Source organism: Pseudonocardia sp. HH130630-07, from assembly GCF_001698125.1.
Lineage (GTDB): Bacteria > Actinomycetota > Actinomycetes > Mycobacteriales > Pseudonocardiaceae > Pseudonocardia.
On record NZ_CP013854.1, the window covers coordinates 835,949 to 861,923 of the forward strand.

Consider the following 25,975-nt stretch of genomic DNA (forward strand, 5'->3'; position numbering starts at 1 on the left):
GGTCGCGGACCGGCCGGGCGGCGGGCCCGGCTTCGGGCCGGCCGAGCCGGACTTCGAGGGGGCGGTGGTCATCGGGGTCTGCCTCGCTGGAGATCGTGTTCGATCAGATGCCGGACATGAGCAGTGCTGGACATGAAAAAACCCCCGCCGCCCGGACTACGGGCTGGTGCGAGGGTGAGCGCGTCGTCGTTCGAGAGGTCGAACTCAGGCGGCGACGCGCCCGGGAAGTACGAGAATTCGAACGGAGAGCATGGCGCCGACGCTAGCACGCGTCCCACGCGCAGCGTCAATCGATGACACCCCTTCCGGTGCGACCGTCCGCCCGCCGGTGTCACACTGGGGCTGTGAGCAGCACCGATGACCAGGGAACCGACGCTCCCGACCCGGCGACAGCGTCACCCGAACCGTCCCAGGATGTGGACGAGCGGGTCGTGATCACCCCCCGCGTGCAGGCGGAGGGGCGCCAGGTCCGCGAGGGCGCCCGCGCCCTGGTCTTCGCGCCGTCGCGGCTGACCATCGTCGTCGCGCTGGTGTTCGCCGTCGGCGGGCTCCCGCTCTACGCCAGCCTCCCGTGGACGGCGGTGCTGCTGCTGGTCCCGGTCGCCGTCGCCGTCTGGACGCTGCGCACCCGCACCACCGTCGACCCGGACTCCGTCACGGCGCGCACCGTGACCGGGTCGCGCTCGGTCGGCTGGGACGAGGTGCGCGGCCTGCGCCTGGGTGGGCGCTCGTCGGTGTCCGCGGTGCTCGCCGACTCCTCGGAGCTCCGGCTGCCCGCGGTGCGGGTGCGGGACCTGCCTGCGGTGTCGCTCGCGTCGGCCGGACGCGTCGCGGACCCGGTCGGGGACTGATCCCACACCTGCGGCCGGTCCCGCACGGCGCGTACCGTTGCCCACGACCGGCACGCGACGACCCGGCGCCGACCCGCCCCGCCGTCGTGCACCGGCCCCGGGCCGGCTCGCGCCCACCACCGCCGCGACGCACCCGCCCGGACCGTGCTGCACGCACCCGTCCCCGGTGCCCGCGCCCGGGCACCGCCGAAGACCAGCCTGGAGATCCGAGCACATGCCCGCCCTGCGTTCCCGCGTCACCACCCACGGCCGCAACGCCGCCGGAGCGCGCTCGCTCTGGCGCGCGACCGGCATGGAGGACGACGACTTCGGCAAGCCGATCGTCGCGATCGCCAACTCCTACACCCAGTTCGTGCCGGGGCACGTGCACCTCAAGGACATGGGTGACCTCGTCGCCGGTGCGGTGAAGGAGGCCGGTGGGACCGCGCGCGAGTTCAACACGATCGCCGTCGACGACGGCATCGCCATGGGCCACGGCGGCATGCTCTACTCGCTGCCCTCGCGCGAGCTGATCGCCGACGCCGTCGAGTACATGGTGAACGGGCACGCCGCGGACGCGCTGGTCTGCATCTCCAACTGCGACAAGATCACGCCGGGGATGCTCAACGCGGCGATGCGGCTGAACATCCCGACCGTCTTCGTCTCCGGCGGGCCGATGGAGGCGGGCAAGGCGGTCGTCGTCGGCGGGGTCGCCCAGGCGCCGACCGACCTGATCACCGCGATCTCGGCGTCGGCCTCGCCCGACGTGGACGACGCCGGCCTGTCCGAGGTCGAGCGGTCGGCCTGCCCGACCTGCGGGTCCTGCTCGGGCATGTTCACCGCGAACTCGATGAACTGCCTCACCGAGGCGCTCGGGCTGTCGCTGCCGGGCAACGGCTCCACGCTGGCCACGCACGCCGCCCGCCGCGAGCTGTTCCTGAACGCCGGGCGCACCGTGATGGACCTGGCGACCCGCTGGTACCGCGACGACGACGCGTCGGCCCTGCCGCGCACCATCGCGACCCGCGAGGCGTTCGAGAACGCGATGGCGCTCGACGTCGCGATGGGCGGCTCGACCAACACCGTGCTGCACATCCTCGCCGCCGCGCAGGAGGGCGAGATCGACTTCACGCTCGACGACATCGACGCGATCTCCCGCCGGGTGCCCTGCCTGTCCAAGGTGGCGCCGAACTCGGACTACCACATGGAGGACGTGCACCGGGCCGGCGGCATCCCGGCGCTGCTCGGCGAGCTGTGGCGGGGCGGGCTGCTCAACACCGGGGTGCACACCGCGCACTCGCCGTCGATGGAGCAGTGGCTCACCGAGTGGGACATCCGTTCCGGGGCGCCGTCGGAGACCGCCGTCGAGCTGTACCACGCGGCTCCCGGCGGGGTCCGGACGACGCAGGCCTTCTCCACCGAGAACCGCTGGTCGTCGCTGGACACCGACGCCGCCGGTGGATGCATCCGGGACGTGGAGCACGCCTACACCGCCGACGGCGGCCTCGCCGTGCTGCGCGGCAACCTCGCCGTCGACGGCGCGGTGATCAAGACCGCCGGGATCCCGGAGGACATCTGGCAGTTCGAGGGCCCGGCCGTGGTCCTGGAGAGCCAGGAGGACGCGGCCTCCGCGATCCTGAAGAAGGAGATCAAGCCCGGCGACGTCCTGGTCATCCGCTACGAGGGCCCGTCGGGCGGGCCGGGGATGCAGGAGATGCTGCACCCGACCGCCTTCCTGAAGGGCGCCGGTCTCGGCAAGGCCTGCGCGCTGGTCACCGACGGCCGGTTCTCCGGCGGGTCGTCCGGCATCTCGGTCGGGCACATCTCCCCCGAGGCCGCGGCCGGCGGCACGATCGCGCTCGTCGAGAACGGTGACCGGGTCCGGCTCGACGTCCGGGCCCGCTCGCTGGAGGTGCTGGTCGAGCCGGAGGTGCTGGCGGACCGGCGGGCCAAGATGGAGACCAGCGAGCGTCCGTGGCAGCCGAAGGACCGGCAGCGCACGGTGAGCCGGGCCCTGCGCGCCTACGCGCACCTGGCGACGAGCGCCGACACCGGCGCCGTCCGCCGCATCCCCTGAGCCCGCTCCGCCCGCCCGTTCCCGCCCGCCCGTTCCCGCCCGTTCCCCGTCGCACTCATGGAGCTTCGGCCTCGTCAGACCGGGCCGAAGCTCCATGAGTGACCGGGGGGCGGGGTGCTCGGGCGAGGGCTAGCGTGCGGGGATGGCTATCGGGACCAGGAAGCTCGGCTCGCTGACCGTCTCCGCGCAGGGGCTCGGCTGCATGGGCATGTCACAGAGCTACGGCGCCGGTGACGAGTCCGAGTCGATCGCGACGATCCACCGGGCCCTCGATCTCGGCGTCACCCTGCTGGACACGGCGAACGTCTACGGCGGGGGCGCCAACGAGGAGCTCGTCGGCCGGGCGATCGCCGACCGCCGGGACCGGGTCGTGCTGGCGACCAAGTTCGGCATCGTGCGCGACGCGGACGGCAACCAGGCCGCCCAGGGCGACCCGGCCTACGTCCGGACGTGTGTCGAGCAGTCGCTGCGCCGGCTCGGCGTCGACCACATCGACCTCTACTACCAGCACCGGGTCGACCCGGACACGCCGATCGAGGACACCGTCGGCGCGCTGCGCGAGCTGATCGACGCCGGGACGATCCGGCACTACGGCCTCTCCGAGTGCGGCGCCGACACCGTGCGGCGCGCGCACGCCGTGCACCCGCCGGCCGCGGTGCAGTCGGAGTGGTCGCTGTGGACCCGCGACATCGAGGATTCCGTGGCCCCGGTGTGTGCGGAGCTCGGCGTGGGGATCGTCCCGTTCTCCCCGCTCGGGCGCGGCTTCCTCACCGGGTCGATCACCTCGGCCGGGCAGCTCGGCGAGAACGACATGCGCCGCGGCCTGCCCCGGTTCTCCGCGGACAACCTGAGCGCGAACCTGGCGGTCGTGGACGCGGTGCGGGCCGTCGCCGAGCGGCGCGACGACGGCGCGACGCCCGGCCAGCTCGCGCTCGCGTGGGTGCAGAGCCGCGGGGACCACGTCGTCCCGATCCCGGGGACGAAGCGGCGCGGCTACCTCGAGCAGAACGTCGCCGCCGCCGAGCTGCACCTGTCCGCCGGGGAGCTGGCCGAGCTCGAGGCGGCCGGGTCCGGGGTCACCGGGGAGCGGTACCCGGCGCACCTGCAGCGCACCGTCGGGCGCTGAGGGCGCAGGCCGGAGTCAGCAGGCCCTGGCGAGGGTGTCCAGCTCGGCGGCGAGCGCGCCGGCGTCGGCGGGTCCGCACCGGACCACGGCCGTGTCGGCCGGGCGGCCGCCGAGCCGGGCCGGGGCCGGGCGGCTCTGGTAGTACCAGCCGGTGGGGGTCGCGAACGCCAGCAGGAACGACGACGCCCGGCGCGGCCCGCGCGGCCCCACGCTCGCCGCGCCGAACTCGGCGAGCGCGTAGCACTCCCCCATCCGGTTCACCAGCGCCGTCTCGGTCCCGGACGCGCCACGGCGCAGCAGCTCGGCGGTGAGCCGGGAGCGGTCGCCCGCACAGGCGTCACCGACGTCGAGCAGGATCCGGTACGGGATGCGCACGGGCGCCCCGTGGCCCGGGACGACCGGCCCCAGCAGCGCGACCAGCGCCGCGGACGCCCGTGCCGGATCGACCCGCAGCAGCGCGATCTCCTCGCCCACCCGGGCGGCGAGCACCGCCCGCCGGTCCCGGGTCGCGACCACGGCCCGCTGCCGGTGCGGCTCGTCGACGGTCACCTCCCGCCGGGCGTCGGGCCGGAGCAGCACCTCCAGCTCCTCGGCGAGCCCGGGGACCGGACGCCCGTCGCGGACGAGCCCGCGGCCCTGCAGCCCGGCGGTGACGTCGCGGACGAGCCGGTCCCGCTCGGTCGTCGTCGGCCCGGGGCTCACCAGGCCCAGGACGGCCGGGCCGGGGCCGAATCCCAGCAGCTCACGGGCCACGTCGAGCTCGGTGCCGCTCAGCACCGTCGCCCGGGACCAGTCGGGGGCGGGGGTCATCGGGTGTCCTTCTCGTCCGGGGCCCGGTCGACGCGGTGTCACCGGGCACGGGGCGGCCGGTGCGGTGGGCGCACCACCCCGGCCGACGCCCCGCCACCGAACCGATCGGCGCGTGCGGGAGCGTCGTCACGGGCACACGCTACGACCGTCGACGCCGCGGCACGGCGGTTCGGGAGAACCCGTCGCCACGGCGGACGGCGCACCGCGGCGACCGGACCGGTGGCGCTATCCCGCCGCCCCCGGGGCCCGGGCGCGGTCGAGCGCATCGCCCAGCTCCGCCAGCGCCTCCTGCACGACCCGCACCATCGAGGCGACCCGCTCGTCGCCCTGGTGCCCGGCGGCGAACGGCAGGTACTGCACGTGCGCCTGCACCCGGGCCCAGGCCCGCTCGACGGCGATCATCGCCGGCGGGTCCGGGGCGCCGAGCGCGGCGTGCAGGGTCTCCCGGTAGATCGGCGGTTCCGGCGCGGCCGGGGCGTCCGCCGGCCCGTCGGCCGGGGGTGCGGTGAGCACCACGGCGTCCAGCGATCCCACCGCGACCCGGGCGTTGCCCCAGTCCAGCAGCACCGCACCGGACGGCCCGGCGTGGACGTTCCCGCGGTGGGCGTCGCCGTGGCACAGGGTGCGGGGCAGCGCGCGCAGCGCGGTGCCGATCCGCTCGTCGGACGCCCAGGCCCGCACCACGGCCGGCCGGCCGGCACCGGGCGGGAACACTGCCGCCGCCCGCTCGCAGAGCCCGGCCCACCAGGCCTGGTCGACGACCGGCACCCCGCGCGGCCGGTTGCGCCGCCAGTGCGCGTGCACCAGGGCCAGGGTGCGCCAGACCCCGTCCGGAACCGGGTCGCCCGGAGCGAGCGGGGCGCCCGGCTCTAAGTCGGTCAGCACCCAGCCGGTTCCGGAGGCGAGCATCCGGGGCAGCCGGACCGGGCCGTCGACCACCGCGACCGCCCGCAGCGCCGCCGCGTCGACCGGCCCGCACCGCTTCAGGACGACCCGGGTGCCGTCGTCCAGGTCGATCCGCTCGGCACCGCCGGAGGCGTGGCCACCGGTGAGCGGCGCCCGGCCCGTCACCCGGACCGGGCGCCGCCGCCGCCGCGCGAGCGGTCGCAGCCAGACCTCGTCGGGGAGGTCCTCGGTCACCGGCGCAGGACGAACAGGACCAGCAGCGCGACCCCCGCCGCGACGACCAGGCAGAGCACCGACCAGGGCAGTGGACGGCGCTGGTAGGTCCGCCCGGCGTCCAGCGCGATCCGGCCGGCCCCGGCGAACAGCAGGGCCGCGGCCCCGGCCCCGAGCAGCAGGTCGGGCTCGATCGCGTCCGGCCCGTCGGAGGTGAACAGCGGGACGCTCTGCACCGGCAGCAACGCCACGGCGATCGCGACGGCCTTCGTCGCCAGCAGACCGGCGGCGGCGAACGGCGTGAGCAGCCCGACGACGAGCAGCACACCGAGCACGAGCTGCCCGACGCCGAGCACCCAGGCCAGCGGCCCGGCGAACGCGGCGAAGCCCTGCTCGGACAGCGCCGCGGCGGTGCCGTCCATGCCGATCCCGCCGAACACCCCGAACACCTTCCGGGCACCGGCCGCGGCGAACGACGCGCCCACCACCACCCGCAGCACGAGCAGGCCGATGTCCGACGAGATGTGCGCCGGGACCGGGAGCCGTTCCGGGCGGGTCCGCTCGGTGGGCTCGTTCCCGGAGGAACCGCCCCAGTCGTACTGCTGTGTGGGCCCGCTCATGGGGCCGGACCCTACCGGGACACCGGCCCCGCGCTCCCGACCTCGCGCGCGGCGCGCGGGTCGTTCACCGGACGGACCGCACGAACACCACGGTGACCGCGGCCGCCGCCACCAGGCCGGCCGCGACGGTGTACATCAGCGGGTAGCTGTTGCCCGAGACGGCCAGCACCGACGCCGCGACGACCGGCGCGAGCGACTGCGAGACCGTTCCGGCGACGTTGTAGAGCCCCAGCCCGAAGCCGCCGTTGGCGTCGCCCTCCGGCAGCACCTCGGTGGCCAGCGCCAGGTCCACGGCCAGGAAGACGCCGTAGGCGACGAACCCGACCGAGGCGCCCAGCACGAACGTCGTGACGTCGTCGGCCAGTGCGATCAGCACCATCGACACCGCGAACAGCACCGCCGAGCAGCCCACCAGTACCCGGCGCCTGCCGAGCCGGTCGGACAGCCAGCCGGCCAGCGGGGACACCACGAGCTTCAGCACCGCGCTGAGCGTGCTGTTCAGCGCCACCACCGAGGTCGCGACCGCGACGGTCACGCCCAGGTGGTCGGTCAGCGTGTAGAGCTGGAAGTTGAAGAAGATGTAGTAGCCGGTGAGCAGCAGGAACCGGCCGGCCCACACGAACCCGAAGTCGCGGTAGCGGGCCAGCAGGGTGAGCCGCTCCCGCCACGGGACGCGCCCGGCCGCACCGCGGGCCCCGGGGTCGGCCGACCGGTCCGGCAGGACGACGAGCAGCGCCGCGGTCGTCAGCACCGCGAACGCCGCCGGGCCGAGGAACAGCGCGACCGGCTGGTCGCCCAGCCAGACCGCGCCCCACGTCCCGGCGCTCAGCCCGGCCTGCAGGGCGACGCCGATCCAGCCGGAGACCCGGCCGCGCCGCGCCGCCGGGACCTGGTCGGCGAGCACCGCGAACAACGCCGAGAACGCCAGGTTGAGGAACAGCGACGCGATCGACCAGCCGAGCACCATCGCCCAGCGCTCCGGCACCAGCGCGATCACCAGCAGGCCCGCGACCCCGCCGAGCAGGCCCAGCACCAGCCACGGCCGGCGACGGCCCCAGCGGGACACGGTGCGGTCGCTGAGCCAGCCGCCCAGCGGCTGGGCGATCGAGGCGAAGACCGTGCCGATGGCCAGGGTGGTGGCCAGGACGGCGGTCTTCTCCTCGCCGTAGAGCTGCTGGGCGCGCAGGGCGAGCGTCACCGCCACCGGGGTGGCCGTCGTCGCCATCAGGCCGGCGAACGCGAGCAGGTAGAACGGCATGAACAGCCGCGACGTCCACGGCGCGGGCGCGGAGGTCTCCTCCCGGGTGTCCGGGCTGCTGGTCACGGGGCCGCTCCGCCCGGGGCGGGGTCGAAGCCGGCCGCGGCGGCGAGGACGGCGTCGTTCGCCGGCGGGCGGCCGGTGCTGACCCGCACCCCGATCCCGTCCTGGTCGCGCACCGCGATCCCGGCGGCGGCGAGGTGCTCGACGAACGCCCGGCTGCGCCCGCCGAGGCGGACCCACACGAAGTTGCCGCCGCTGGGCGGCACGTCGAAGCCGAGTGCCAGCAGGCCGTCACGGACGCGGTCGCGCTCGGCGGCCACCTCGCGGCACTGCTCGCGCATCCGGTCCTCGGCGTCCATGGCCGCCAGCGCGGCGGCCTGGGCGGGCGTCGGCACCCGGTAGAACACCGTGCTCGGCCGGATCGGCGCCGTGACCCGGTCCGCGGCGACGAGGTAGCCCACCCGCAGGCCCAGCAGGCCGTGCGACTTGGAGAAGGTGCGGACCACCGCGACCCGGTCGTCGCGGGCGGCCAGGCCCAGCACGTCGGCGACCGCGTCCGGGTCGGCGAACTCGCGGTAGGCCTCGTCGACGAGCAGCAGCACGTGCGGCGGCAGGTCGTCGAGCAGCTGCTGCACCTCCGCGGTGCCCAGCACCTCGCCGGTGGGGTTGTCCGGGTTGCAGAGCACCACGACCCGGGTGTCCTCGGTGACCGCCTTCGCCACCGCGGCGAGGTCGCTGCCCCGGGGGCCGTCGGGCACCGCGACCGCCTCCGCGCCGGTGTTGCGGATCAGCAGCGGGTACATCGCGAACGACGGCGAGGTGTGCACGACGGTGGTCCCCGCGCTGCAGTGCGCCGCGAGGAACTGCTGCAGCAGCGCCCCCGAGCCCGCGCCCGCGACGACCCGGGTCGCCGGCACGCCGAGCCGCCGGGCGATCTCGGCGGTCAGGTTCTCCGACAGGGCGTCGAGGGTGTGGCCGATCGTGTCCAGCGACGCCGTGAGTGCCTCGCGCACCCCGGGCAGGACGGGCCAGTGGTTCTCGTTGAACGACAGCTGGTGCACGACGGGGGTCGCGGCGGGGGTCACGGTCGCTCCTGATCGTGGTCGGTGGTGGGGTCGAGCAGCACCGGGAACGTCCGCGGGGCGTGCACGTGCACGCTGCGCCGGAAGGTCAGCTCGTCCTCCGGTGCGGTGGCCCGCAGGTGCGGGAACCGGCCGAACAGGGCGGTGAGCGCCACGTCGGCCTCCAGCCGGACCAGCGCCGCGCCGAGGCAGCGGTGGATGCCGTGGCCGAACGCGACGTGCCCGCCGGTGTCCCGGTCGGGATCCAGCCGGGCCGGGTCGTCGAACCGGTCCGGGTCCCGGTTGGCGGCCCCGGTGGACAGGGTCACCGAGGCGCCGCGCGGGATCGCCGTCCCGCCGATCTCCATGTCCTCGGTGGCGAAGCGCAGCGACGCGTTCAACGCCGGCGACGCCCACCGCAGCAGCTCCTCGACCAGTGCGGGCGCGGTCTCCGGCGAGGCCAGCCTGCCCAGCGCGTCCGGCTCCTTCAGCAGCACCCGGACGCTGTTCGTGACGAACACCGCCGTCGTCTCGTGCCCGGCCATCAGCAGCAGCATCGCCATCGCGACGATCTCGATGTCGGAGAGCTGCTCGCCGTCCTCCGACGCGGCGATCAGGCCGGAGAGCAACGCGTCGTCGGGGTCGCGGCGGCGGGCCGCGACCAGGCCGCCGAGGTAGTCGGCCATCTGGTTCGACGCCCGGATCAGCTCCGGCTCGGGGCACTCGTCGATGAGCACCGTCGACCAGTGCGCGAAGTCCTCGCGGTCCAGGTCCGGCACCCCGATGAGCTCGCAGATGACCTCCATCGGCAACGGGATCGCGTACCGGGCGACGAGGTCGACCGGCTCGTCGACCGGCAGCGCGTCGAGCAGGTCGTGGGCCAGCTTCTCGACCCGCGGCCGCAGCGCCGCGATCCGCCGCGCGGTGAACGCCTGGGTGACCAGCCGGCGCAGCCGGGTGTGCTCCGGCGGGTCGAGCGAGGTCAGCATGTGCGACATCGGGGCGGGCAGCCCGGGCGGCGCCGCGGCCCGCTCGGCCGGCGGCAGCGAGGCCCGCCAGTCCTTGGCGAGCCGGTCGTCGACCAGCCCGGCCCGGACGTCGGCGTAGCGGGTGACCAGCCAGGTCGGGCCGGTCTCGAAGGTGACCTCGCGGACCGGGTGGTCCCGGCGGGCCCCGGCCAGTGCGGTGTGCGGATCGCGCCAGTAGGTCTCGAGGAACTCCTCGGACCCGGCGGTGGTGGTCGTCTCGCTCATGTCGGTCTCCCGTCCGGTGCCGGTCAGTCCTTGACCGCGGTCGCGCTCATCCCGGCCGCCTGGTGGTGCGGCCAGCGCGCGGGTTCGCCCTCCGGGTGGTCCCCGAGCACGGTGACCCGGCGGCCGACCCGGCGGCCGGTGTAGTCGTTGACGGCGTAGTGCTGGGTCGCCCGGTTGTCCCAGATCGCGACCCCGCCCTCGGTCCAGCGGTAGCGGCAGACCCGCTGCGGGCCCTCCCCGACGTCGAACAGGTGGGCCAGCAGCGCGGTGCTCTCACCCGGGGTCAGCTGCGGGATGCGCCGGGTGAACATCCGGTTCACGTACAGCGAGCGCCGGCCCGTCTCCGGGTGCACCCGGACGACGGGGTGCTCGGCCTCGCTGCGGTAGGAGCCGTTCGGGTGCTCGAACACGTGCAGGGCGGTGAGGCCCTCGAGCAGCTCCCGCAGCGGGGCGGACAGCGCCTCGTAGGCCAGGTACTGGTTGCTCCACATGGTGTCGCCGCCGACCTCGGGGCCCTGCACGATCTGCAGCACCGAGGCGATCGGCGGGGCCGGGGAGAACGTGACGTCGGTGTGCCAGACGTCGGCCTTCGCCCCCTGGTCGGAGTCGAGGACGACGATCTCGTCGTGCCCGTCCAGCTTCGGCAGGAACGGGTGGACCTCCAGCGGCCCCAGCCGCCGTCCGAACGCCTCGTGGTCGGCCGCGGCGAGGCCGGCGTTGTCGGGGAGGAACAGCACGAGGTGCTCGAGCAGCAGCTCGTGCAGCCGGGCGAACACGTCGTCGTCCACGTCGGCGAGCGCGAGCCCGCGCACCTCGGCCCCGAGTGCTCCGGACACGGGGCGGACATCGAGCGAAACCATCTGACAAACCTTTCCGTACACATTCTTCGGTAGCCGTCCCACATCCGCGGAATCGACTAGGGCGCAGCAGTATCGAATTGTCGCGAGCCCTTGTCGGGTCCGGCCCGCGGTGCCATCGTCAGCAGGGATCCGACTTCGTCTCCCGTTCGTCGAAAGGAACACCGTGAATCGTGAGACCGCCGAGGCCGCCGCCGACCACACGGCGGGCACCACCGCGCTCGCCGCGCTCGTCGATCTCGCGACGCCGTTCGCGGTACGCACCGCGGTCGCGCTGCGGCTGCCCGAGCTGGTCCGCGACGGCCACACCGCCGCCGGCGAGCTGGCCACGGCCAGCGGGGCCGACCCGGACGCGCTCGCCCGGCTGCTGCGCCACCTCGTCACGGCCGGGCTGTTCGCCGAGCCCGTGCCGGGCCGGTACGCGCTGACCGGGATCTCCGAGGCGCTGCTGGACGACCGCAACGCGCTGCTGCGGGCCTGGCTCGACGCCGACGGGCCGGGCCAGCGGATGGACCTCGCCTACGGCGGGATGCTGCACGCCGTCCGGACCGGCCGGTCGGCCTACCCCGCGGTGCACGGCAGCGACTTCTGGTCGGACTACCGCGCCGACGAGCGGCTGCGGCTGTTCTTCGGCGCCACGATGGCCGGCTTCGCCTGGCAGACCGGCCCCGAGGTGGCCGCCGGGTACGACTGGGCCCCGGTCGGCCGGGTGCTCGACGTCGGCGGCGGCACCGGGGCGCTGCTCGAGGCCGTCCTGTCCGCGCATCCGCACCTGCACGGCGCCGTGCTCGACCTGCCCGAGGTCGCCCCGGAGGCCGAGGAGTTCCTCGCCGGGGCCGGGCTGGGCGAACGGGCCCGGTTCGTCGGCGGCAGCTTCCTGGACCCGCTGCCCACCGGCTACGACGTCCTGATGGTGTCCCGGGTGCTCACCGACTGGCCGGACGACGACGCCACCCGGATCCTGGGCCGCTGCGCCGAGGCCGTCGCACCCGGCGGCCGGGTGCTGGTGGTCGAGGTGCTGGCCGGGGAGGAGCACGCGAAGAACAACGCGTCGTTCGACCTGCAGTCGCTGACCCTGCTGGGCGGCCGGGAACGCGCACCCGAGGCCTTCGACGTCCTCGCCGCCGACGCGGGCCTGGTCCCCCGTGGCCGCCACGACGGGGCGAACGGGCTGGTCGTGCTGGAGTACGCCAGGGCGTGAGGTCATCGGGCCGCCGCGCCCGATCCGCTCGCGGCCCGGGCCCAGCCGGGGAGCCGGGCCGCCCGCGGATCGGGCAGCACCCCGATCTGGTGCAGCCGGTCCACCGGGGTCAGGCGGCGGATCCCGAGCCCGGACATGGTGTGCATGACCTCGTGCCGGATGCGGGCGTTGCCACCGGTCCCGGTCAGCGCCCGGTCCCCGATCCAGGACCGGTCGGTGATCATCCGGGCGGCGTTGTGGCTGGTCCGGCCGATGTGGTGCAGGTCGTGGCGGCGGGCGGTGTCGTAGCGGCGCAGCGCGTGGTCGAGCACGCCGGGGCGTAGCGATCCGCCCTGGCGGAGCACCGTGGCCAGGGTGTGGGCGTCGGCGATCGAGCTGTTCATGCCCTGTGCCGCCATCGGGTGCACCAGGTGCCCGCTCTCCCCGACCAGCGCCAGCCCCGGCACCGCCAGCGCCGGCGCCAGCGCGCGGGACACCGGCAGCACCTGGCGCCGGTCGACGCCGGCCCGGAACGCCCCGGCCAGCGGGGCGAGCCCGGGGCAGCCGTCGAGCACCCGGTCCGCCCAGGCCCGCAGCCCGTCCGGCCCGAGCCCGCGCAGCTCGTCCGGGGCGACCTGCACGTAGAGCCGGATCCGGCCGCCGGGCAGCGGGTAGCGCAGCCGCAGCCCGCCGTCGGTCACGTACGCCGAGAAGTCCGCCGGCACGGTGCCGTCCGGCCCGTCCAGCTCGAACGCGGCCAGCCGGTGCGGGTAGTCCCGCCGCGGCGCGGTCAGACCGGCCGCCCGCCGCAGCCGTGACGACGTCCCGTCGGCCGCCACGACCAGCGGCACCCGGAGCTCGGCGCCGTCGACGCGCACCCCGGTCACCCGGTCCCCGGTCCGGAGCAGGTCCTCGACCAGCGCGCCGCGCCGCACCTCGACCGAGGGCGGCAGGGTCTCCGCCAGCGTCGCCAGGATCGTCGGGTAGTCGTGGGCCAGCAGCCAGGGCTGCGGCGTGGGCAACCGCCCGTAGTCCAGCAGCATCCGCGGGGTGCCGTCGGCGGCGCGGGCGACCAGGTGCTCCAGCCGTAGCGCTCCGGCCGCCTCCAGCCGGTCCGCCACGCCCCACTCCCGGAGCACGGCGAGCGATCCCGGCTGCAGCACCTCGCCCTTGGCGACCGGCTGCGGTACCGGGCGCTTCTCCAGCACCAGCACCCGGTGCCCGAGGCGGCCCAGCGCGCAGGCCGCCGACAGCCCGGCCACCCCCGCCCCGCACACCACGACGTCGTGGTCGGTCCCGCCGGTCATCGCAGCGCCTCCCGGTAGCGGCCGAGCGCGCGCAGGGCCATGCCGTGGGTGAACCCCGGGTTGGCGTAGCGGCTCACCCGGCGGACGTACTCGTGCACCGGCTCGGCGGCCCAGCCGCCGTCCGGCAGGCGCGCGTCCAGCAACCACCGCACGCCCTGCTCCACCGCCGACGCCGGTGCCCCGGCCGCGAGCAGCGCCGACACCGCCCAGCCGGTCTCCTCCACGGTGCCGGCGGTGCCGTGGCCGTCGCCCCAGGACCCGTCGGCGTTGCGGGCACGGACCAGCCAGCTCCGGGCCCGGACCGCCGGTTCGTCACCGGCCCGGCCGCACCGGGCGAACGTCTCCAGCACCGCGGCGGTGCCCATCGTGTGCTCGCGGTACCAGACCGACTCGAACCCGCCGCCGGGCAGCTGCGCGTGCCCGAGCCAGCGCAGCGCGCGGCGCACCCGCCGGTCGTCGGCCGGTACCCCGGCGTCGAGCAGGGCGTCGACGGCCTGCGCGGTCGTCATCGGGCAGGGGCCGCTGTTCGCGACCCGGGTGTTGCGCACGCACAGGCCCCAGGAGCCGCGGGAGTCCTGCCGGTCGGTGAGCCAGGCGACCCCGGCCGCGACGGCTCCGGCCTGTGCCGTGCCGGGCAGCCGGCTGAGCACGGACACGATCTCGCCCGTCTCGAGCACCGCGGGCCAGCCGCGACCGCCGGTCCAGCCCCAGAACCCGGCCGGGCACCCGAAGGCCAGGAACGGCCGGTGCTGCTGCAGGCCCAGCAGGGCGTCCCGGGAGGCGACCAGGCGCTCGTCGGCGCCGTAGCCCGCCTCGACCAGCCCGCGCACCGCGTACATCGTCCAGGCCGCGTCCAGCGGGGTCGTGGCCCACGAGCCGTCGGGGTGCATCGACCGGCGCAGCCAGCCCACGGCCGCGTCGACCATGTCCCGGCCGAGCCCGGCCCTGGCCAGCCCGGTGCAGACCAGACCGGTCACCCAGGCGTCCTCCGACCAGGACCCGGCCGAGCCCTCGTGCTCGTAGGCCTGCCGGATCACGCGCAGCGCGTTCGGCTCGGCCAGCCGGGCCAGCGTGCGCTGCACCCGGGTCAGCGGCCGGTGCCGGGTCTGGGCCAGCCCCAGCGCGGAGGCCATCGGCAGGCGCAGGTCGAACAGCCGCCGGTAGAGCCCGGGCAGCAACGCGAGCTCCAGCGGGAAGCGGCGCATGTCGGCCGGGGCGATCCAGCCGACGAACCCGTAGAACTGCCGGCACCAGAGCACGACCTCCGGGTGCGGGATCGCCGCGAGCCCGCCGTAGCCCTCCATCCAGCGCCGCCCGGCCGCGACCTGCTCGGCGCTGCCGCGGGGGTCGACGAGGTGCAGCGCGGCGGCCGAGACCGCGGTCGGGCCCGGCTCGGCGGGCAGGCCCGGCACCATCGCCCACCCGCCGTCGGCGGTCTGGGTCCGGCGCAGGCGCGCCGCCCCGGCAGCGATCAGGTCGGCGGCGCCGCCGGGATCGGCGAAGTGCAGCGCGGTGATCGCACCCGCCGTCGCCAGGGTGGACCGCAGGCCCTCGGCGCCGTAGTCGACGACACCGTCGTCGCGCCGGGCGCGCAGCAACGCCTCGGCCCCGCCGGAGATCGCGCCGGCCACCTCCTCGGCGATCCGGCCGGTTCCGGTGTGGGCCGGCGTCATGGGGTGTCCTCTCCGTCCCCGGCGCCCGCCGGGAACTCGTGCCGGGCCCGCATCCGGGCCTGCATGAACAGGGATACGACGAGGGCGGGCAGCACGACCGCGACCGCGAGGGCGGGACCCGCGGCGCCCGCGACGACCGCGCCCGCGAGGACCATCCGTTCGGCGACCAGCACCTCGTGCGAGCGCAGCGCCCGGCGCCGGGTCACCGAGCCGGGCCGCACGACGGCGAAGGCGTACCCGCCGGCCAGCACCGCCACCGCGAGCCCGGCCAGCTGGGGCACCGGCCGCTCGGCGGCGAGCGCACCGGCGCCGATCGCGACCACCGCCGCCGCCCACAGCACGGCCGCCAGCCGGACCGCGGTCGTCGTGCCGTGCCGGACCGGGACCGACCGGTAGCCGCCGGCCCGGTCGCCGTCGACGTCGCGGACCGTCCCGATCAGGTTCGACGCGGTGTCGTGCAGCCCGAACCCGAGCGCCACCGGCAGCAGCGCCCACGACGGCCACGGCGCGACGGCCATCGCCCCGACGACCGTCGCGAGCGCCGAGAGCGCGCCGCGGTTGACGTTGCCGGCCAGTCCCCGCTGCTTGAACACCAGGCTGTAGGTGACGATCCCGGCGAACGCGCAGGCGAACACCGGCAGGATCCGCCAGTTCACCAGGGTCGTCGCCAGCAGCGACGCCGCGGCGCAGGCGATCCCGCACACGAGCGCGGTGCGGGCGCCGAGGCGCCCGGACGGGATCGGGCGGTGCGGCTTGGCGATCGCGTCGAGGTCCCGGTCGAAGTAGTCGCCGAGATAGTGCCCGGCCAGCCAGCCGAGCACCGGTGCCAGCACCGCGACCGCGATCCCGGCCGCGGAGCCGCCACCGGCCACCATCGCCCCGGCCAGCCCGAGCAGCGCCGGGTGGCAGGTGGTGTACGGCCGCCAGGTCTGCCAGTGCGCCGTGAGGCGCTCCCCCCGCCGCCGGGTACCGGCGGCCGGGTCGGTGCGCAGGGTCGGCACGTCAGCGGTCACGGTCGACCGCGATCGCGGCCATCCCGGCGAGCCGGTGCGCGGCCGCGGACCCGGGCAGCTCACCGAGGCGGGCCACGGCCGCCTCGGCATGCTCCCGGGCACCGGCCCGCGCGGCGTCCCAGACCCCCTCGGCGGTCACCGCCGAGCGGAGCGCCTCGTGCGCCTCGACCGGGCCCAGCGCACCGGACAGCGCGGTCTCGACCGCCCGGCGCCTGCCGTCGTCGCCGTCGCGGTGGGCCAGCAGCACCGGCCAGGTGGGACGCAGGTTGGCGGCGTCGCTGGTCACCGGCTTGCCGGTGGCCGAGGTGTCGTAGAGGTACGGCAGCAGGTCGTCGTGCAGCTGGAACGCGACGCCGGTGTGGTGGCCGTACTCGCCGAGCAGCTCCACCTGCTCCGGGTCACCGCCGCCGAGTGCGGCGCCGGCCCGGCAGGCGCCGCGGAACAGCGCCCCGGTCTTCAGCCCGGCCACCTCGAGGTAGTCCGCGAGGGTGCTCCCGGGCCGGCCGGGGCCCGGCGCGACGAGCTCGGACTCCTGCACCTGCCCGCGGCACAGGTCGGTCCCGGCCCGGGCCAGCTCGGCGACCGCGGTGACCACCGCCTGCGGCGGGGCCGCACACTCCGAGACGGCGGCGAACAGGTCGAACAGCAGCGCGTCACCGGTCACGATGGCGTCCGGGACGCCGTAGCGGGCGTGCACCGACGGCTGCCCGCGGCGCAGGTCGTCGCCGTCGATGATGTCGTCGTGCACGAGCGAGGCCACGTGCAGGTGCTCGACGGCCGCCGCCGCGGGCAGCGCGTCCTCCCCGCGGCCGCCGACGGCCTCCGCCGCGGCGAGCAGCATCAGCGGTCGCAGCAGCTTGCCCGGCGCGAGCAGGGCGTAGCGGGTCATCTCGTCGAACCGGGCGCCGGTCTCCGGACGCCGCCGGGCGAGCGCCGCGTGGATCTCGGACCGGATGTCGGTGGCCGCCGGGTCGGCGGCGGGATCAAGGACGGAGGGTTCCCGGACGTCGTCGCCCTCGGCGGGGGACGACGCCCGGCTCATCGTGCCCGGCACGGCACGGGTGCCCGGCGGTACTCGTCCGAGCACGGACGATCAGTGATTGGGGTCAACAGAAGGAACCTTCCCCCGAGGACTGCGCGATCACGATTCTGCGAAGAATGAACTGGCGAACGCCACCTGAACGTACGATTACACGCGGAACTCGTCAAGCGGTTCCAGCGCCATCCCAGGCTCTTTACGTCAGCGCAATGCAGGCCGTTCGCCGAATCGGCGGTCGAACAATTCCGGGGACGATTCTGTCAATGCCCGCGAGGGCACGACCACTGCCCGATCAGTACGCCCCGGTCACCAGGTTGGGCGGCTCGGCACCCCGGACGAACGCGGCCAGCTGCTCGGCCGCGACGCCGTAGGCCCGGCGCATCGCCATCGGGACCGTGCCCCCGACGTGCGGGGTCAGGAGCAGCCCGGGCGCGCTCCAGAGCGGGTGCCCGGGCGGCAGCGGCTCCGGGTCGGTGACGTCGACGGCGGCCCGCAGCCGCCCCGAGGTCAGCTCGGCCAGCAGCGCACCGGTGTCGACGACCGGGCCCCGGGCCCCGTTGACGAGCAGCGCGCCGTCCGGCATCGCGGCCAGGAACTCCGCGTCCACCAGGCCGCGGGTCTCGTCGGTGAGCGGGACGATCAGCACGCAGGCGTCGTGCTCGGGGAGCAGCCGGGGCAGCTCGTCCCAGCCGTGGACGCCCTCCCGCGCGGTGCGGCCGACCAGCGTGGTCTCGACCTCGAACGGCGTCAGGCGGGCCACAGTCTTCGTCCCGACGTCCCCGGCCCCGACGACCAGCACCCGCTTGCCGGCCAGCTCCTCGGTCTGGTGGTAGTCCCACTCCCCCCGGTCCTGGGCGCGGACGAAGCGGTCCAGGTGCCGGTAGACGGCGAGCAGCACCGACACCACCCACTCCGCGGTGGCACCGCCGTGCGCGCCGCGGCCGTCGGACAGCGCGACCCCGTCCGGGAGCCGCCCGATCCACGCCTCGGCGCCCGCCGTGAGCAGCTGGACCAGCTCCAGCTGCGGCATCCGCCCGGTCATCGCGACCGCGTCGGACGTGGCCAGGAACGGCGCGACCAGCACGCGGGCCGACGCGGCCTGCTCCGGCAGCGGCTGCTCCGGGTCGTAGACGACCGGCAGCAGGCCGTCCACCTCGGACAGGATCTCGGCACCCGCGCTGTGCGGAACCAGGACGGTCACGGGGGTCATGCCCGGCGACGCTACCGACCGGTACCCACCGGCACTCACCCGGCGCTCACCTCCGTCGGCCTAGCCTGGGCAACCGTGACCGCCCGCCTCCCGCTCCTCGTCGCCGCGCTGCTCGCCGCGCTCGCGCTGGTCTCCGGGTGCGTCGCCTTCCCCGACTCCGGGGCCCGGGACTGGCGCCCGAAGGCGGAGGGCGCGGGCGAGCTGGGCGGGCCACCGGACGTCGGGCCGACCGGCGAGCCGCCGCCCCCGCCGCCACCGCAGGGCGGCGGGCCGACGCCGTCGGGTCCGTGCGAGGACCCCGACCCGCAGGTCGTCGCGGCCTGCCTCGGACCGGTCGGCGCGGTCGCGGTGCTGCCGCCGGGCGACCGGGCACTCGTCGCCGAGCGCGACACCGGCCGCGTGCTGCAGGTGCAGGCCGACACCGACCCGGTCCCGGTGACGACGCTCCCGGGCGGCCCGGGGGCCGGGGTGACCGGCCTGGTGCTCTCCCCCGGCTACGCCGAGGACCGGCTGCTCTACGCGCTCGCCGGCGGCCAGGTGCTGCGGATCGCGCCCGGCGAGCCGCCGAAGCCGGTGCTGAGCGGCCTGCCGCCGGGCGGTGCGCTCACCGCCGACGCCGACGGGTCCTCGCTCGTCGTCGCCACCGGCGCCGGGCCCGGGCCGCTCGGCGGCGCGGTGCTGCGGATCGACACCCTCGGGCGCCCGGCACCCGGCAATCCCGATCCGGCGTCGCCGGTGCTGGCCAGGGGGCTCACCGATCCGGGCGGGGTCTGCGTCGACCCGCAGGCCCGGACGACCTGGGTGACCGACCGGGCCCCCGGCCGGGACGTGCTCTTCCGGGTCTCCCCCGGCGCGCTGGGCGCGCCCGCGTGGACCTGGCCGGAGCGCCCCGGCGTCGCCGGGTGCACGGTGCTGCCCGGCAGCCTGGTCGTGGCCGAACGGGCGGGCGAGGCGCTGTTCGTGCTGAACCCGGGCCGGGACGGCACCTTCACCGGCGATCCGCAGCCGGTGCTGCAGGACACCTACGGCGCCATCGGCCCGGTGACGATCGCCCCGGACGGGCTGCTGTGGCTCGGCACGGTGAACCGCGACGGCCCCGGCCCCGGCCGGACCGACGACCGCGTCGTGCGCATCCAGCCGCCGACCGGCGGCGGCGGTTCCGCGGCCTGACCTGCTGACCCCGCCGTGCGGCGACAGAAGGTCTTGACATATTTCCTCCATCGTTTTTAAGTATTGGCGGCAGTGCAGCCGATGCAGCCGATGCAGCAGGAGACCCCCGTGCACGACCGCACCCGTTTCGTCGCCGACCGTCTGCGGCGCTTCCGTCTCGAGCACCTCGGGCGGGCCCGCTACCGCAGCACGGTCCCCCTCCAGGTCCGGGCCTGGGAGGTGCCCGGGGAGCCCGTCCCGTTCGACGAGGCGGTGACCCGGGACTACACCCCGTTCCCCGTCGGAGCCGGGCACGCCTCGGCCTGGGGGCGGCCGTGGGGGACCGTCTGGTTCCACGCCACCGGCACCGTGCCGCCGGCCTGGCGGGACGTACCGGGGACCCGGGTGGAGGTCGTCGTCGACCTCGGGTTCACCGCGGACAACCCCGGCTTCCAGACCGAGGCCACGGCGTGGTCGCCGCAGGGCACGATCATCAAGGGGATCGAGCCGCGCAACGCGCACGTGCCGGTCACCGGCGACGACGTCGACCTCTACCTCGAGGCCGCCGCGAACCCGCGGATCGCCGAGCACGGCTGGTTCGTGCCGACCCCGCTCGGGGACCCCGCCACCGCGGGCACCGACCCGCTGTACTCGCTGCAGCAGGTCGACATCGGCCTGCTCGACGAGACGGTGTGGGAGCTGGAGCAGGACCTGTTCGTCCTGGAGGGCTGGCTGGACCGGCTGGACCCGGAGTCCGCCCGGCACACGACGATCGTCTCCGGCATCGAGGACGCGCTCGACGTGCTCGACCCGCGCGACCTCACCGGCACCGCGGGCCCGGCACGGGAGCGGCTCGCCCCGGCGCTGGCCGCACCCGCGACGGCGAGCGCGCACCGGGTCGTCGCCACCGGGCACGCGCACATCGACTCGGCGTGGCTGTGGCCGGTCCGCGAGACCGTCCGCAAGTGCGCCCGCACCTTCTCCAACGTCCTCGCGCTCGCGGAGGAGGACCCGACGCTGCGGTTCTCCTGCTCCTCGGCGCAGCAGTACCAGTGGATCCGCGACGGCTATCCCGAGCTGTGGTCGCGGCTGCGCGCCGCGGTCGCCGCCGGCACGTTCGTCCCGGTCGGCGGCATGTGGGTCGAGTCCGACACCAACATGCCCGGCGGCGAGGCACTGGCCCGCCAGCTCGTCGAGGGCAAGCGGTTCTTCCTCGACGAGCTCGGCGTCGAGCCGATGGAGGTCTGGCTGCCGGACTCGTTCGGCTACACCGCGGCGCTGCCGCAGCTCGTGCGGGCGTCCGGGTCGCGGTGGTTCCTGACCCAGAAGATCTCCTGGAACGACACCAACCGGATGCCGCACCACACCTTCCAGTGGGAGGGTCTCGACGGCACCCGGGTGTTCACCCACTTCCCGCCGGTCGACACCTACAACTCGGTGCTGTCGCCCGAGGAGCTCGACCGCGCCCAGCGCCAGTACCGGGAGAAGGGCCGGGCCGGCACCTCGCTCGTCCCGTTCGGCTACGGCGACGGCGGTGGCGGCCCCAACCGGGAGATGCTGGCCGCCGCCCGCCGCCAGGCGGACCTGGAGGGCGCCCCGCGGGTGCGGGTCGGCACGTCGGCGGAGTTCTTCGCCGAGGCCGAGGCCGAGTACGCCGACCCGCCGGTCTGGTCAGGCGAGCTGTACCTGGAGTACCACCGCGGCACCTACACCTCGCAGGCCCGCACCAAGCAGGGCAACCGGCGCTGCGAGCACCTGCTGCGCGAGGCCGAGCTGTGGGCCGCGACCGCGACCGTCCGCACCGGCGCGGAGTACCCGGCCGCGGACCTGCGCCGGCTCTGGCAGCTGGTGCTGCTGCAGCAGTTCCACGACATCCTGCCCGGCAGCTCCATCGCCTGGGTGCACCAGGACGCCGAGCGGAACTACGCCGCCGTGTCCGCCGAGCTGGAGACCATCGTCTCCGGCGCGCTGGCCGCGCTCGCCGGGGACGGCGACGGCGTGCTGCACGCCAACGCCGGCCCGTTCGACCGCGACGGTGCGCCGGCGCTCGGGATCGGCACCGCGGCCGCGCCGGCCGCGGCCGAACCGGCCGTGACCCGCACCGACGACGGCTGGCGGATCGCGAACGACCGGCTCTCCGTGCTCGTCGGGGACGACGGCCGGGTGCACGCCCTGCACGACCTGGCCGCCGACCGGGCGGTGCTCGCCCCCGGCGAGACCGCCGGGCTGCACCTGTTCGGTGACATCCCGAACGAGTGGGACGCCTGGGACGTCGACCGGCACTACCGCCGGATGGAGATCGCGCTGCCGCCCGCGAAGTCGGTGGACGAGGTCCCCCGGGGTGTCCGGGCCGTCGTCGGGTTCGGCGACAGCACGGTCACCACCGAGTACACCCTCGCCCCCGGCGGCCGGAGCCTCGAGGTCACCGTGCACGCCGAGTGGCACGAGCGGCAGAAGCTGCTCAAGCTCGCGTTCCCGCTGGACGTGCACGCCGAGCGGGCCACCTCGGAGATCCAGTTCGGGCACCTGCACCGCCCGCTGCACGCCAACACGTCCTGGGACGCGGCCCGCTTCGAGACCTGCGCGCACCGGTTCGTGCACGTCGGTGAGCCGGGGTACGGGGTGGCGCTGGCCAACGACGCCACCTACGGCCACGACGTCACCCGGTCCGCGCGCGAGGGCGCGCGCGGCACCACGGCCGGGACGACGACGTGGCTGCGGGCCTCGGTGCTGCGCGCGCCGCAGTTCCCCGACCCGCAGGCCGACTCGGGCTCGCACACCCTGCACTACAGCCTCACCCCCGGCGCGGAGATCCCGGACGCGGTCCGGGAGGGCTACCGGATGAACCTGCCGGTGCGCGAGGTGCGCGGGTCCGGGCCGGTCGAGCCACTGGTCACCGTCGACGGCGACGGTGTGGTGGTCGAGGCGGTCAAGCTCGCCGACGACGGCAGCGGGGACGTCGTCGTCCGGCTGTACGAGGCGTACGGCAACCGCGCCGACGCCCGGATCGGCACCGGCTTCGACTGCAGCGGTGCGGTCGAGACCGACCTGCTCGAACGTCCGCTGGAGGGTCCCGAGGCGCTCTCCGACGGACTGCGGCTGCGGCTGCGCCCGTTCCAGATCAGCACGCTGCGGCTGCGCCGCGGCTGACCCGACCACCCGAAGCACCACCGCACCACGCAACGACGCGTAAGGACGGTTCGCCGATGTCCCCACCATCACCACCGCGCGGGATCTCCCGGCGGACCCTGCTCGGCGCGGCCGGTGCCGCGCTGATGGCGGCACCGGTGCTCTCCGGGTGCGGCGCGGACACGCGCCCACCCGGGAGCCTGCGGGTGTCGTTCCAGCGCTGGGGCGGTGCCGAGGCCACCGCCCGGTTCCTCGACTCCGCGGCCGCCGAGTTCACCGCGGCCCGCCCGGGCACGTCGGTGGACATCGTGCCGCTGGTCGCCCCGGAGAACGACTACTTCACCAAGAACGAGCTGATGATGGCGTCCGCCCGGACCGCGCCGGACGTGGTCTACGAGGACACCTTCATCCTCAAGGCCGACATCGCCGCGGGCTACCTGCGCCCGCTCGACGACTACGTCGCCGAGTGGCCGCTGTGGGACGCCTACGTCGACGTCGCGAAGGACGCCGTGCGCGGTGAGGACGGCCGGGTGTACGCCATCCCGGGCCCCACCGACACCCGGGCGATCTGGTACCACCGCGGGGTCCTCGAACGCGCCGGGATCCCGACGCCGTGGAACCCGCGCACCTGGGACGACGTGCTGACCGCCGCGCGGGCGATCCGCGACCGGGTCCCCGACGTCGTCCCCGCGCTGCTCTACTCGGGCAAGGCCCAGGGCGAGAAGGCCAGCATGCAGGGCCTGCAGATGCTGTTCAACGGGACCGGCTCGGTGCTCTACGACGAGTCCACCCGGCGCTGGACGACCGGCGCCGCCGGGATGCGCTCGGCACTGGGCTTCCTGCACACGCTCTACGGCGAGGGCCTCGGCCCGTCGCTGGAGGAGGCACTGGACCCGAACCTGACCGAGACCGTCTACACCTCGTGGATGCCGGAGGGAGCGGTCGGGATGGTCGTCGACGGCAACTGGATCGCCCAGTACTGGGACGACTGGCCGGAGTGGAACCAGGAACTGGGGCTCGCCCGGATGCCCACCCAGCACGGGCAGGGCCGCGGGTTCGTGACGCTGTCCGGCGGCATGTCCTGGGCTCTGCCCGCCCGGGCAGCGGATCCGGACCTGGCCTGGCAGCTGCTGACGACGATGATGGGCACCCCGAACGCCACCGCCTGGACGGTCGGGGACAACAAGCTCGCCAACCGCAGCGACGTGGTCTCCGCACCGGACTACGCCGACTGCTCCCCGGTCACCGGGTTCTTCACCGACCTGGTCCCGCACGCCGACTACCGGCCGGCACTCGCGCCGTACCCGCAGATCTCCTCGGCGATCCAGGCCGCCACCGAGGCCGTCATGACCGGGGCGTCCAGCCCGGAGAGCGCGGCCGACGGCTACGACGCCGCCCTCACCGAGATCGTCGGGGCCGGGGCGACCGCGCCGGAGGCACGCACATGACCACCACCGCGCCGCCGCCGGCCCGGACACCACCGGCCCCGCCCGTCCGCTCCCCGCTGCGGCGCACCCTGCTCCGGGGTGGTCCGCTGGTGCCGGGTGTCGTACTGCTCGTGCTGTTCCTGGCCGGGCCGGTCCTCTACAGCGTCTACCTCGCCTTCACCAACCGGGCGCTGCGCGGCGAGGGCTCGGACACGACGTCGTTCGTCGGGCTCTCGAACTTCACCGACGCCCTGAGCTCGGCCGACTTCTGGAACTCGATCGGCCTGACGCTGGTGTTCACCGTCGTCTCGGCGATCATCGGGCAGAACCTGCTCGGGATGGCGCTGGCGCTGCTCATGCGCAACGCCTCGCGGCCGGTGAGCGCGGTGACCGGGGCGATCGTGGTCGGGGCGTGGATCCTGCCCGAGGTCGTCGTCGGCTACCTCTGGTACACCTTCCTCGCCGGGGACGGCTCGCTGAACGCGCTGTTCGGCCTCGTCGGCCTGCCCGACCAGGAACTGCTCACCGCGCTGCCGATCCTCGCGGTCTCCTTCGCCAACATCTGGCGCGGTACCGCGTTCACCATGCTCGTCTACACCGCGGCGCTCGCCGAGATCCCGACCGAGGTCGAGGAGGCCGCGCGGATCGACGGCGCCGGGCCGGTCCAGCGGTTCCTCCAGGTGACCCTGCCGCTGATCCGGCGCGCGATCGCCACCAACCTGATGCTGATCACCCTGCAGACGCTGTCGGTGTTCGGGCTGATCTACGTGATGACCGCCGGCGGCCCCGGGACGTCCAGCCAGACCCTGCCGCTGTTCATGTACGAGCAGGCGTTCAGCTACGGGCAGCTCGGCTACGGCACCGCGGTGGCCCTGCTCCTGCTGCTGCTCGGCGGCGCCGCCTCGCTCGCCTACCTGCGGCTGCTCGCCAAGGAGGACTCGTGACCGTCACCTCCGCACCCCCCGTCGCCGCCGACCCGGCGGCACCGGGCCCGCCGCTCGTCGCCCCCGGCCGGCGCCGCCGCCCGGGACCGGCCGACGTCGTGCTGCTGGTCATCGCGGCGTTCTTCGCGATCCCGCTGGCCTGGGTCGTGCTGGCCTCGTTCGACGGCGAGGCGTCGCTCGCCGTCGCCTGGCCGTCGGCACCGACCCTGGACAACTACGCGGCGGTGCTGAACACCGACACCACGTTCCGCCCGATGTGGAACTCGGTGGTGCTGTGCGGCGGCGCCACGCTGGTCACCGTGGTCTGCGCGGTGCTCGCGGCCTACCCGCTCTCGCGCTACCGCAGCCGGGCCAGCCGCCCGTTCCTGCTGACGATCGTGTTCGCCACCGGCCTGCCGATCACCGCCATCATGATCCCGGTCTACGCACTGTTCGTGCAGGTCAACCTGGTCGACTCGATGCCGGCCGCGATCCTGTTCCTGGCCACGTCGGCGTTGCCGCACGCGATCTTCCTGACCAAGGGGTTCATGGACGCGGTGCCGGTCGAGATCGAGGAGGCGGCCTGGACCGACGGGGCGACGACGATGCGCACCCTGTGGTCGGTCGTGCTGCCGCTGATGCGGCCGGGCGTCGCCGTCGTCACGATCTTCACGCTGGTGCAGACGTGGGGGAACTTCTTCGTCCCGTTCATGCTGCTGCTCACCCCGGACAAGCTCCCGGCCGCGGTCAGCCTGTTCACGTTCTCCTCGCAGTACGGCCAGGTCGCCTACGGCCAGCTGGCCGCGTTCTCGATCCTGTACTCGGCCCCGGTCGTGGTCCTGTACCTGCTGCTGGGCCGGCGCCTGGGCAGCGGCTTCACCGCCACCGGCGGCCTGAAGGCCTGAGCCGCG

Annotated in this window: 21 protein-coding genes; 9 read left to right on the forward strand and 12 right to left on the reverse strand. The window is 75.2% G+C overall.

The window, feature by feature from the left end; translation table 11 throughout:
* Positions 1 to 431 precede the first annotated feature (431 nt).
* The 3 genes from AFB00_RS04130 (at position 432) to AFB00_RS04140 (ending at position 4,033) form a co-directional block, all read left to right on the forward strand.
* Positions 432 to 851, forward strand: a complete 420-nt coding sequence (locus AFB00_RS04130; RefSeq protein ID WP_197519743.1) for a PH domain-containing protein — start codon at positions 432 to 434, stop codon at positions 849 to 851.
* 214 nt (positions 852 to 1,065) lie between these two features.
* The gene (ilvD, locus tag AFB00_RS04135) at positions 1,066 to 2,907 is read left to right on the forward strand and encodes a dihydroxy-acid dehydratase (RefSeq protein WP_068796113.1); all 1,842 of its coding nucleotides are present in this window, start codon (positions 1,066 to 1,068) and stop codon (positions 2,905 to 2,907) included.
* Positions 2,908 to 3,049: 142 nt separating this feature from the next.
* A complete protein-coding gene (locus AFB00_RS04140; protein WP_068796114.1) occupies positions 3,050 to 4,033 on the forward strand; it encodes an aldo/keto reductase in 984 nt (327 codons plus the stop codon).
* A gap of 15 nt (positions 4,034 to 4,048) precedes the next feature.
* Here the strand turns inward: AFB00_RS04140 and AFB00_RS04145 are convergent, their stop codons facing one another.
* From AFB00_RS04145 to AFB00_RS04175, 7 genes are all read right to left on the reverse strand, one after another.
* Positions 4,049 to 4,843, reverse strand: a complete 795-nt coding sequence (locus AFB00_RS04145; RefSeq protein WP_068796115.1) for an ESX secretion-associated protein EspG — start codon at positions 4,841 to 4,843, stop codon at positions 4,049 to 4,051.
* 225 nt (positions 4,844 to 5,068) lie between these two features.
* Positions 5,069 to 5,983, reverse strand: a complete 915-nt coding sequence (locus AFB00_RS04150) for a phosphotransferase (RefSeq protein WP_068796116.1) — start codon at positions 5,981 to 5,983, stop codon at positions 5,069 to 5,071.
* Positions 5,980 to 6,582, reverse strand: coding sequence for a DoxX family membrane protein (locus tag AFB00_RS04155; protein WP_068796117.1), 603 nt, complete (start codon positions 6,580 to 6,582; stop codon positions 5,980 to 5,982). Before AFB00_RS04155 ends, AFB00_RS04150 begins: the two co-directional genes overlap by 4 nt.
* A 64-nt stretch (positions 6,583 to 6,646) precedes the next feature.
* Entirely contained in the window at positions 6,647 to 7,906 is a 1,260-nt protein-coding gene (locus AFB00_RS04160) for an MFS transporter (protein ID WP_068796118.1), read from the reverse strand.
* Complete coding sequence (locus AFB00_RS04165) at positions 7,903 to 8,928, reverse strand: pyridoxal phosphate-dependent aminotransferase (RefSeq protein WP_197519744.1); 1,026 nt, start codon at positions 8,926 to 8,928, stop codon at positions 7,903 to 7,905. The genes AFB00_RS04160 and AFB00_RS04165 overlap by 4 nt, the downstream gene beginning before the upstream one ends.
* Positions 8,925 to 10,157, reverse strand: coding sequence for a cytochrome P450 family protein (locus tag AFB00_RS04170; RefSeq protein ID WP_068796119.1), 1,233 nt, complete (start codon positions 10,155 to 10,157; stop codon positions 8,925 to 8,927). The genes AFB00_RS04165 and AFB00_RS04170 overlap by 4 nt, the downstream gene beginning before the upstream one ends.
* Before the next feature lie 23 nt (positions 10,158 to 10,180).
* On the reverse strand, positions 10,181 to 11,017 hold the full coding sequence (locus AFB00_RS04175) for a TauD/TfdA dioxygenase family protein (RefSeq protein ID WP_068796120.1): 837 nt from the start codon (positions 11,015 to 11,017) through the stop codon (positions 10,181 to 10,183).
* Positions 11,018 to 11,180: 163 nt separating this feature from the next.
* Here AFB00_RS04175 and AFB00_RS04180 point away from each other — a divergent pair, with 163 nt between their 5' ends.
* Complete coding sequence (locus AFB00_RS04180; protein ID WP_068796121.1) at positions 11,181 to 12,215, forward strand: methyltransferase; 1,035 nt, start codon at positions 11,181 to 11,183, stop codon at positions 12,213 to 12,215.
* 2 nt (positions 12,216 to 12,217) lie between these two features.
* On the opposite strand, the gene AFB00_RS04185 is transcribed toward AFB00_RS04180, so the two are convergent.
* The 5 genes from AFB00_RS04185 to AFB00_RS04205 form a co-directional block, all read right to left on the reverse strand.
* Positions 12,218 to 13,501 (reverse strand): FAD-dependent oxidoreductase, encoded by a 1,284-nt coding sequence (locus tag AFB00_RS04185; protein WP_068796122.1) that lies wholly within the window; start codon positions 13,499 to 13,501, stop codon positions 12,218 to 12,220.
* Positions 13,498 to 15,174, reverse strand: a complete 1,677-nt coding sequence (locus AFB00_RS04190; protein WP_068796123.1) for a prenyltransferase/squalene oxidase repeat-containing protein — start codon at positions 15,172 to 15,174, stop codon at positions 13,498 to 13,500. The genes AFB00_RS04185 and AFB00_RS04190 overlap by 4 nt, the downstream gene beginning before the upstream one ends.
* Entirely contained in the window at positions 15,171 to 16,187 is a 1,017-nt protein-coding gene (locus AFB00_RS04195; RefSeq protein ID WP_231974211.1) for a UbiA family prenyltransferase, read from the reverse strand. Before AFB00_RS04195 ends, AFB00_RS04190 begins: the two co-directional genes overlap by 4 nt.
* Positions 16,177 to 17,274, reverse strand: coding sequence for a polyprenyl synthetase family protein (locus AFB00_RS04200; RefSeq protein WP_231974212.1), 1,098 nt, complete (start codon positions 17,272 to 17,274; stop codon positions 16,177 to 16,179). Before AFB00_RS04200 ends, AFB00_RS04195 begins: the two co-directional genes overlap by 11 nt.
* A 244-nt stretch (positions 17,275 to 17,518) precedes the next feature.
* On the reverse strand, positions 17,519 to 18,436 hold the full coding sequence (locus AFB00_RS04205) for a 2-hydroxyacid dehydrogenase (protein ID WP_068796124.1): 918 nt from the start codon (positions 18,434 to 18,436) through the stop codon (positions 17,519 to 17,521).
* Between the two features lie 75 nt (positions 18,437 to 18,511).
* Between AFB00_RS04205 and AFB00_RS04210 the strand changes: the two genes are divergently transcribed.
* The 5 genes from AFB00_RS04210 (at position 18,512) to AFB00_RS04230 (ending at position 25,969) form a co-directional block, all read left to right on the forward strand.
* Complete coding sequence (locus tag AFB00_RS04210) at positions 18,512 to 19,606, forward strand: hypothetical protein (protein WP_068796125.1); 1,095 nt, start codon at positions 18,512 to 18,514, stop codon at positions 19,604 to 19,606.
* A gap of 90 nt (positions 19,607 to 19,696) precedes the next feature.
* Positions 19,697 to 22,735: an alpha-mannosidase gene (locus tag AFB00_RS04215; protein ID WP_068799998.1), complete on the forward strand. Its 3,039-nt coding sequence runs from the start codon at positions 19,697 to 19,699 to the stop codon at positions 22,733 to 22,735.
* A gap of 56 nt (positions 22,736 to 22,791) precedes the next feature.
* Positions 22,792 to 24,162, forward strand: coding sequence for an extracellular solute-binding protein (locus AFB00_RS04220; protein WP_068796126.1), 1,371 nt, complete (start codon positions 22,792 to 22,794; stop codon positions 24,160 to 24,162).
* Positions 24,159 to 25,085, forward strand: coding sequence for a carbohydrate ABC transporter permease (locus AFB00_RS04225; RefSeq protein WP_068796127.1), 927 nt, complete (start codon positions 24,159 to 24,161; stop codon positions 25,083 to 25,085). Before AFB00_RS04220 ends, AFB00_RS04225 begins: the two co-directional genes overlap by 4 nt.
* A complete protein-coding gene (locus AFB00_RS04230) occupies positions 25,082 to 25,969 on the forward strand; it encodes a carbohydrate ABC transporter permease (protein WP_068796128.1) in 888 nt (295 codons plus the stop codon). The genes AFB00_RS04225 and AFB00_RS04230 overlap by 4 nt, the downstream gene beginning before the upstream one ends.
* Positions 25,970 to 25,975 lie beyond the last annotated feature (6 nt).

Excerpts from the sequence above, each read along its gene's own strand:
- ilvD (WP_068796113.1), top strand. The coding sequence starts at position 1,066 with ATGCCCGCCCTGCGTTCCCGCGTCACCACCCACGGCCGCAACGCCGCC.
- AFB00_RS04140 (WP_068796114.1), top strand. The coding sequence starts at position 3,050 with ATGGCTATCGGGACCAGGAAGCTCGGCTCGCTGACCGTCTCCGCGCAG.
- AFB00_RS04145 (WP_068796115.1), bottom strand. The coding sequence starts at position 4,843 with ATGACCCCCGCCCCCGACTGGTCCCGGGCGACGGTGCTGAGCGGCACC.
- AFB00_RS04155 (WP_068796117.1), bottom strand. The coding sequence starts at position 6,582 with ATGAGCGGGCCCACACAGCAGTACGACTGGGGCGGTTCCTCCGGGAAC.
- AFB00_RS04170 (WP_068796119.1), bottom strand. The coding sequence starts at position 10,157 with ATGAGCGAGACGACCACCACCGCCGGGTCCGAGGAGTTCCTCGAGACC.
- AFB00_RS04175 (WP_068796120.1), bottom strand. The coding sequence starts at position 11,017 with ATGGTTTCGCTCGATGTCCGCCCCGTGTCCGGAGCACTCGGGGCCGAG.
- AFB00_RS04185 (WP_068796122.1), bottom strand. The coding sequence starts at position 13,501 with ATGACCGGCGGGACCGACCACGACGTCGTGGTGTGCGGGGCGGGGGTG.
- AFB00_RS04190 (WP_068796123.1), bottom strand. The coding sequence starts at position 15,174 with ATGACGCCGGCCCACACCGGAACCGGCCGGATCGCCGAGGAGGTGGCC.
- AFB00_RS04205 (WP_068796124.1), bottom strand. The coding sequence starts at position 18,436 with ATGACCCCCGTGACCGTCCTGGTTCCGCACAGCGCGGGTGCCGAGATC.
- AFB00_RS04215 (WP_068799998.1), top strand. The coding sequence starts at position 19,697 with ATGCAGCAGGAGACCCCCGTGCACGACCGCACCCGTTTCGTCGCCGAC.
- AFB00_RS04220 (WP_068796126.1), top strand. The coding sequence starts at position 22,792 with ATGTCCCCACCATCACCACCGCGCGGGATCTCCCGGCGGACCCTGCTC.
- AFB00_RS04225 (WP_068796127.1), top strand. The coding sequence starts at position 24,159 with ATGACCACCACCGCGCCGCCGCCGGCCCGGACACCACCGGCCCCGCCC.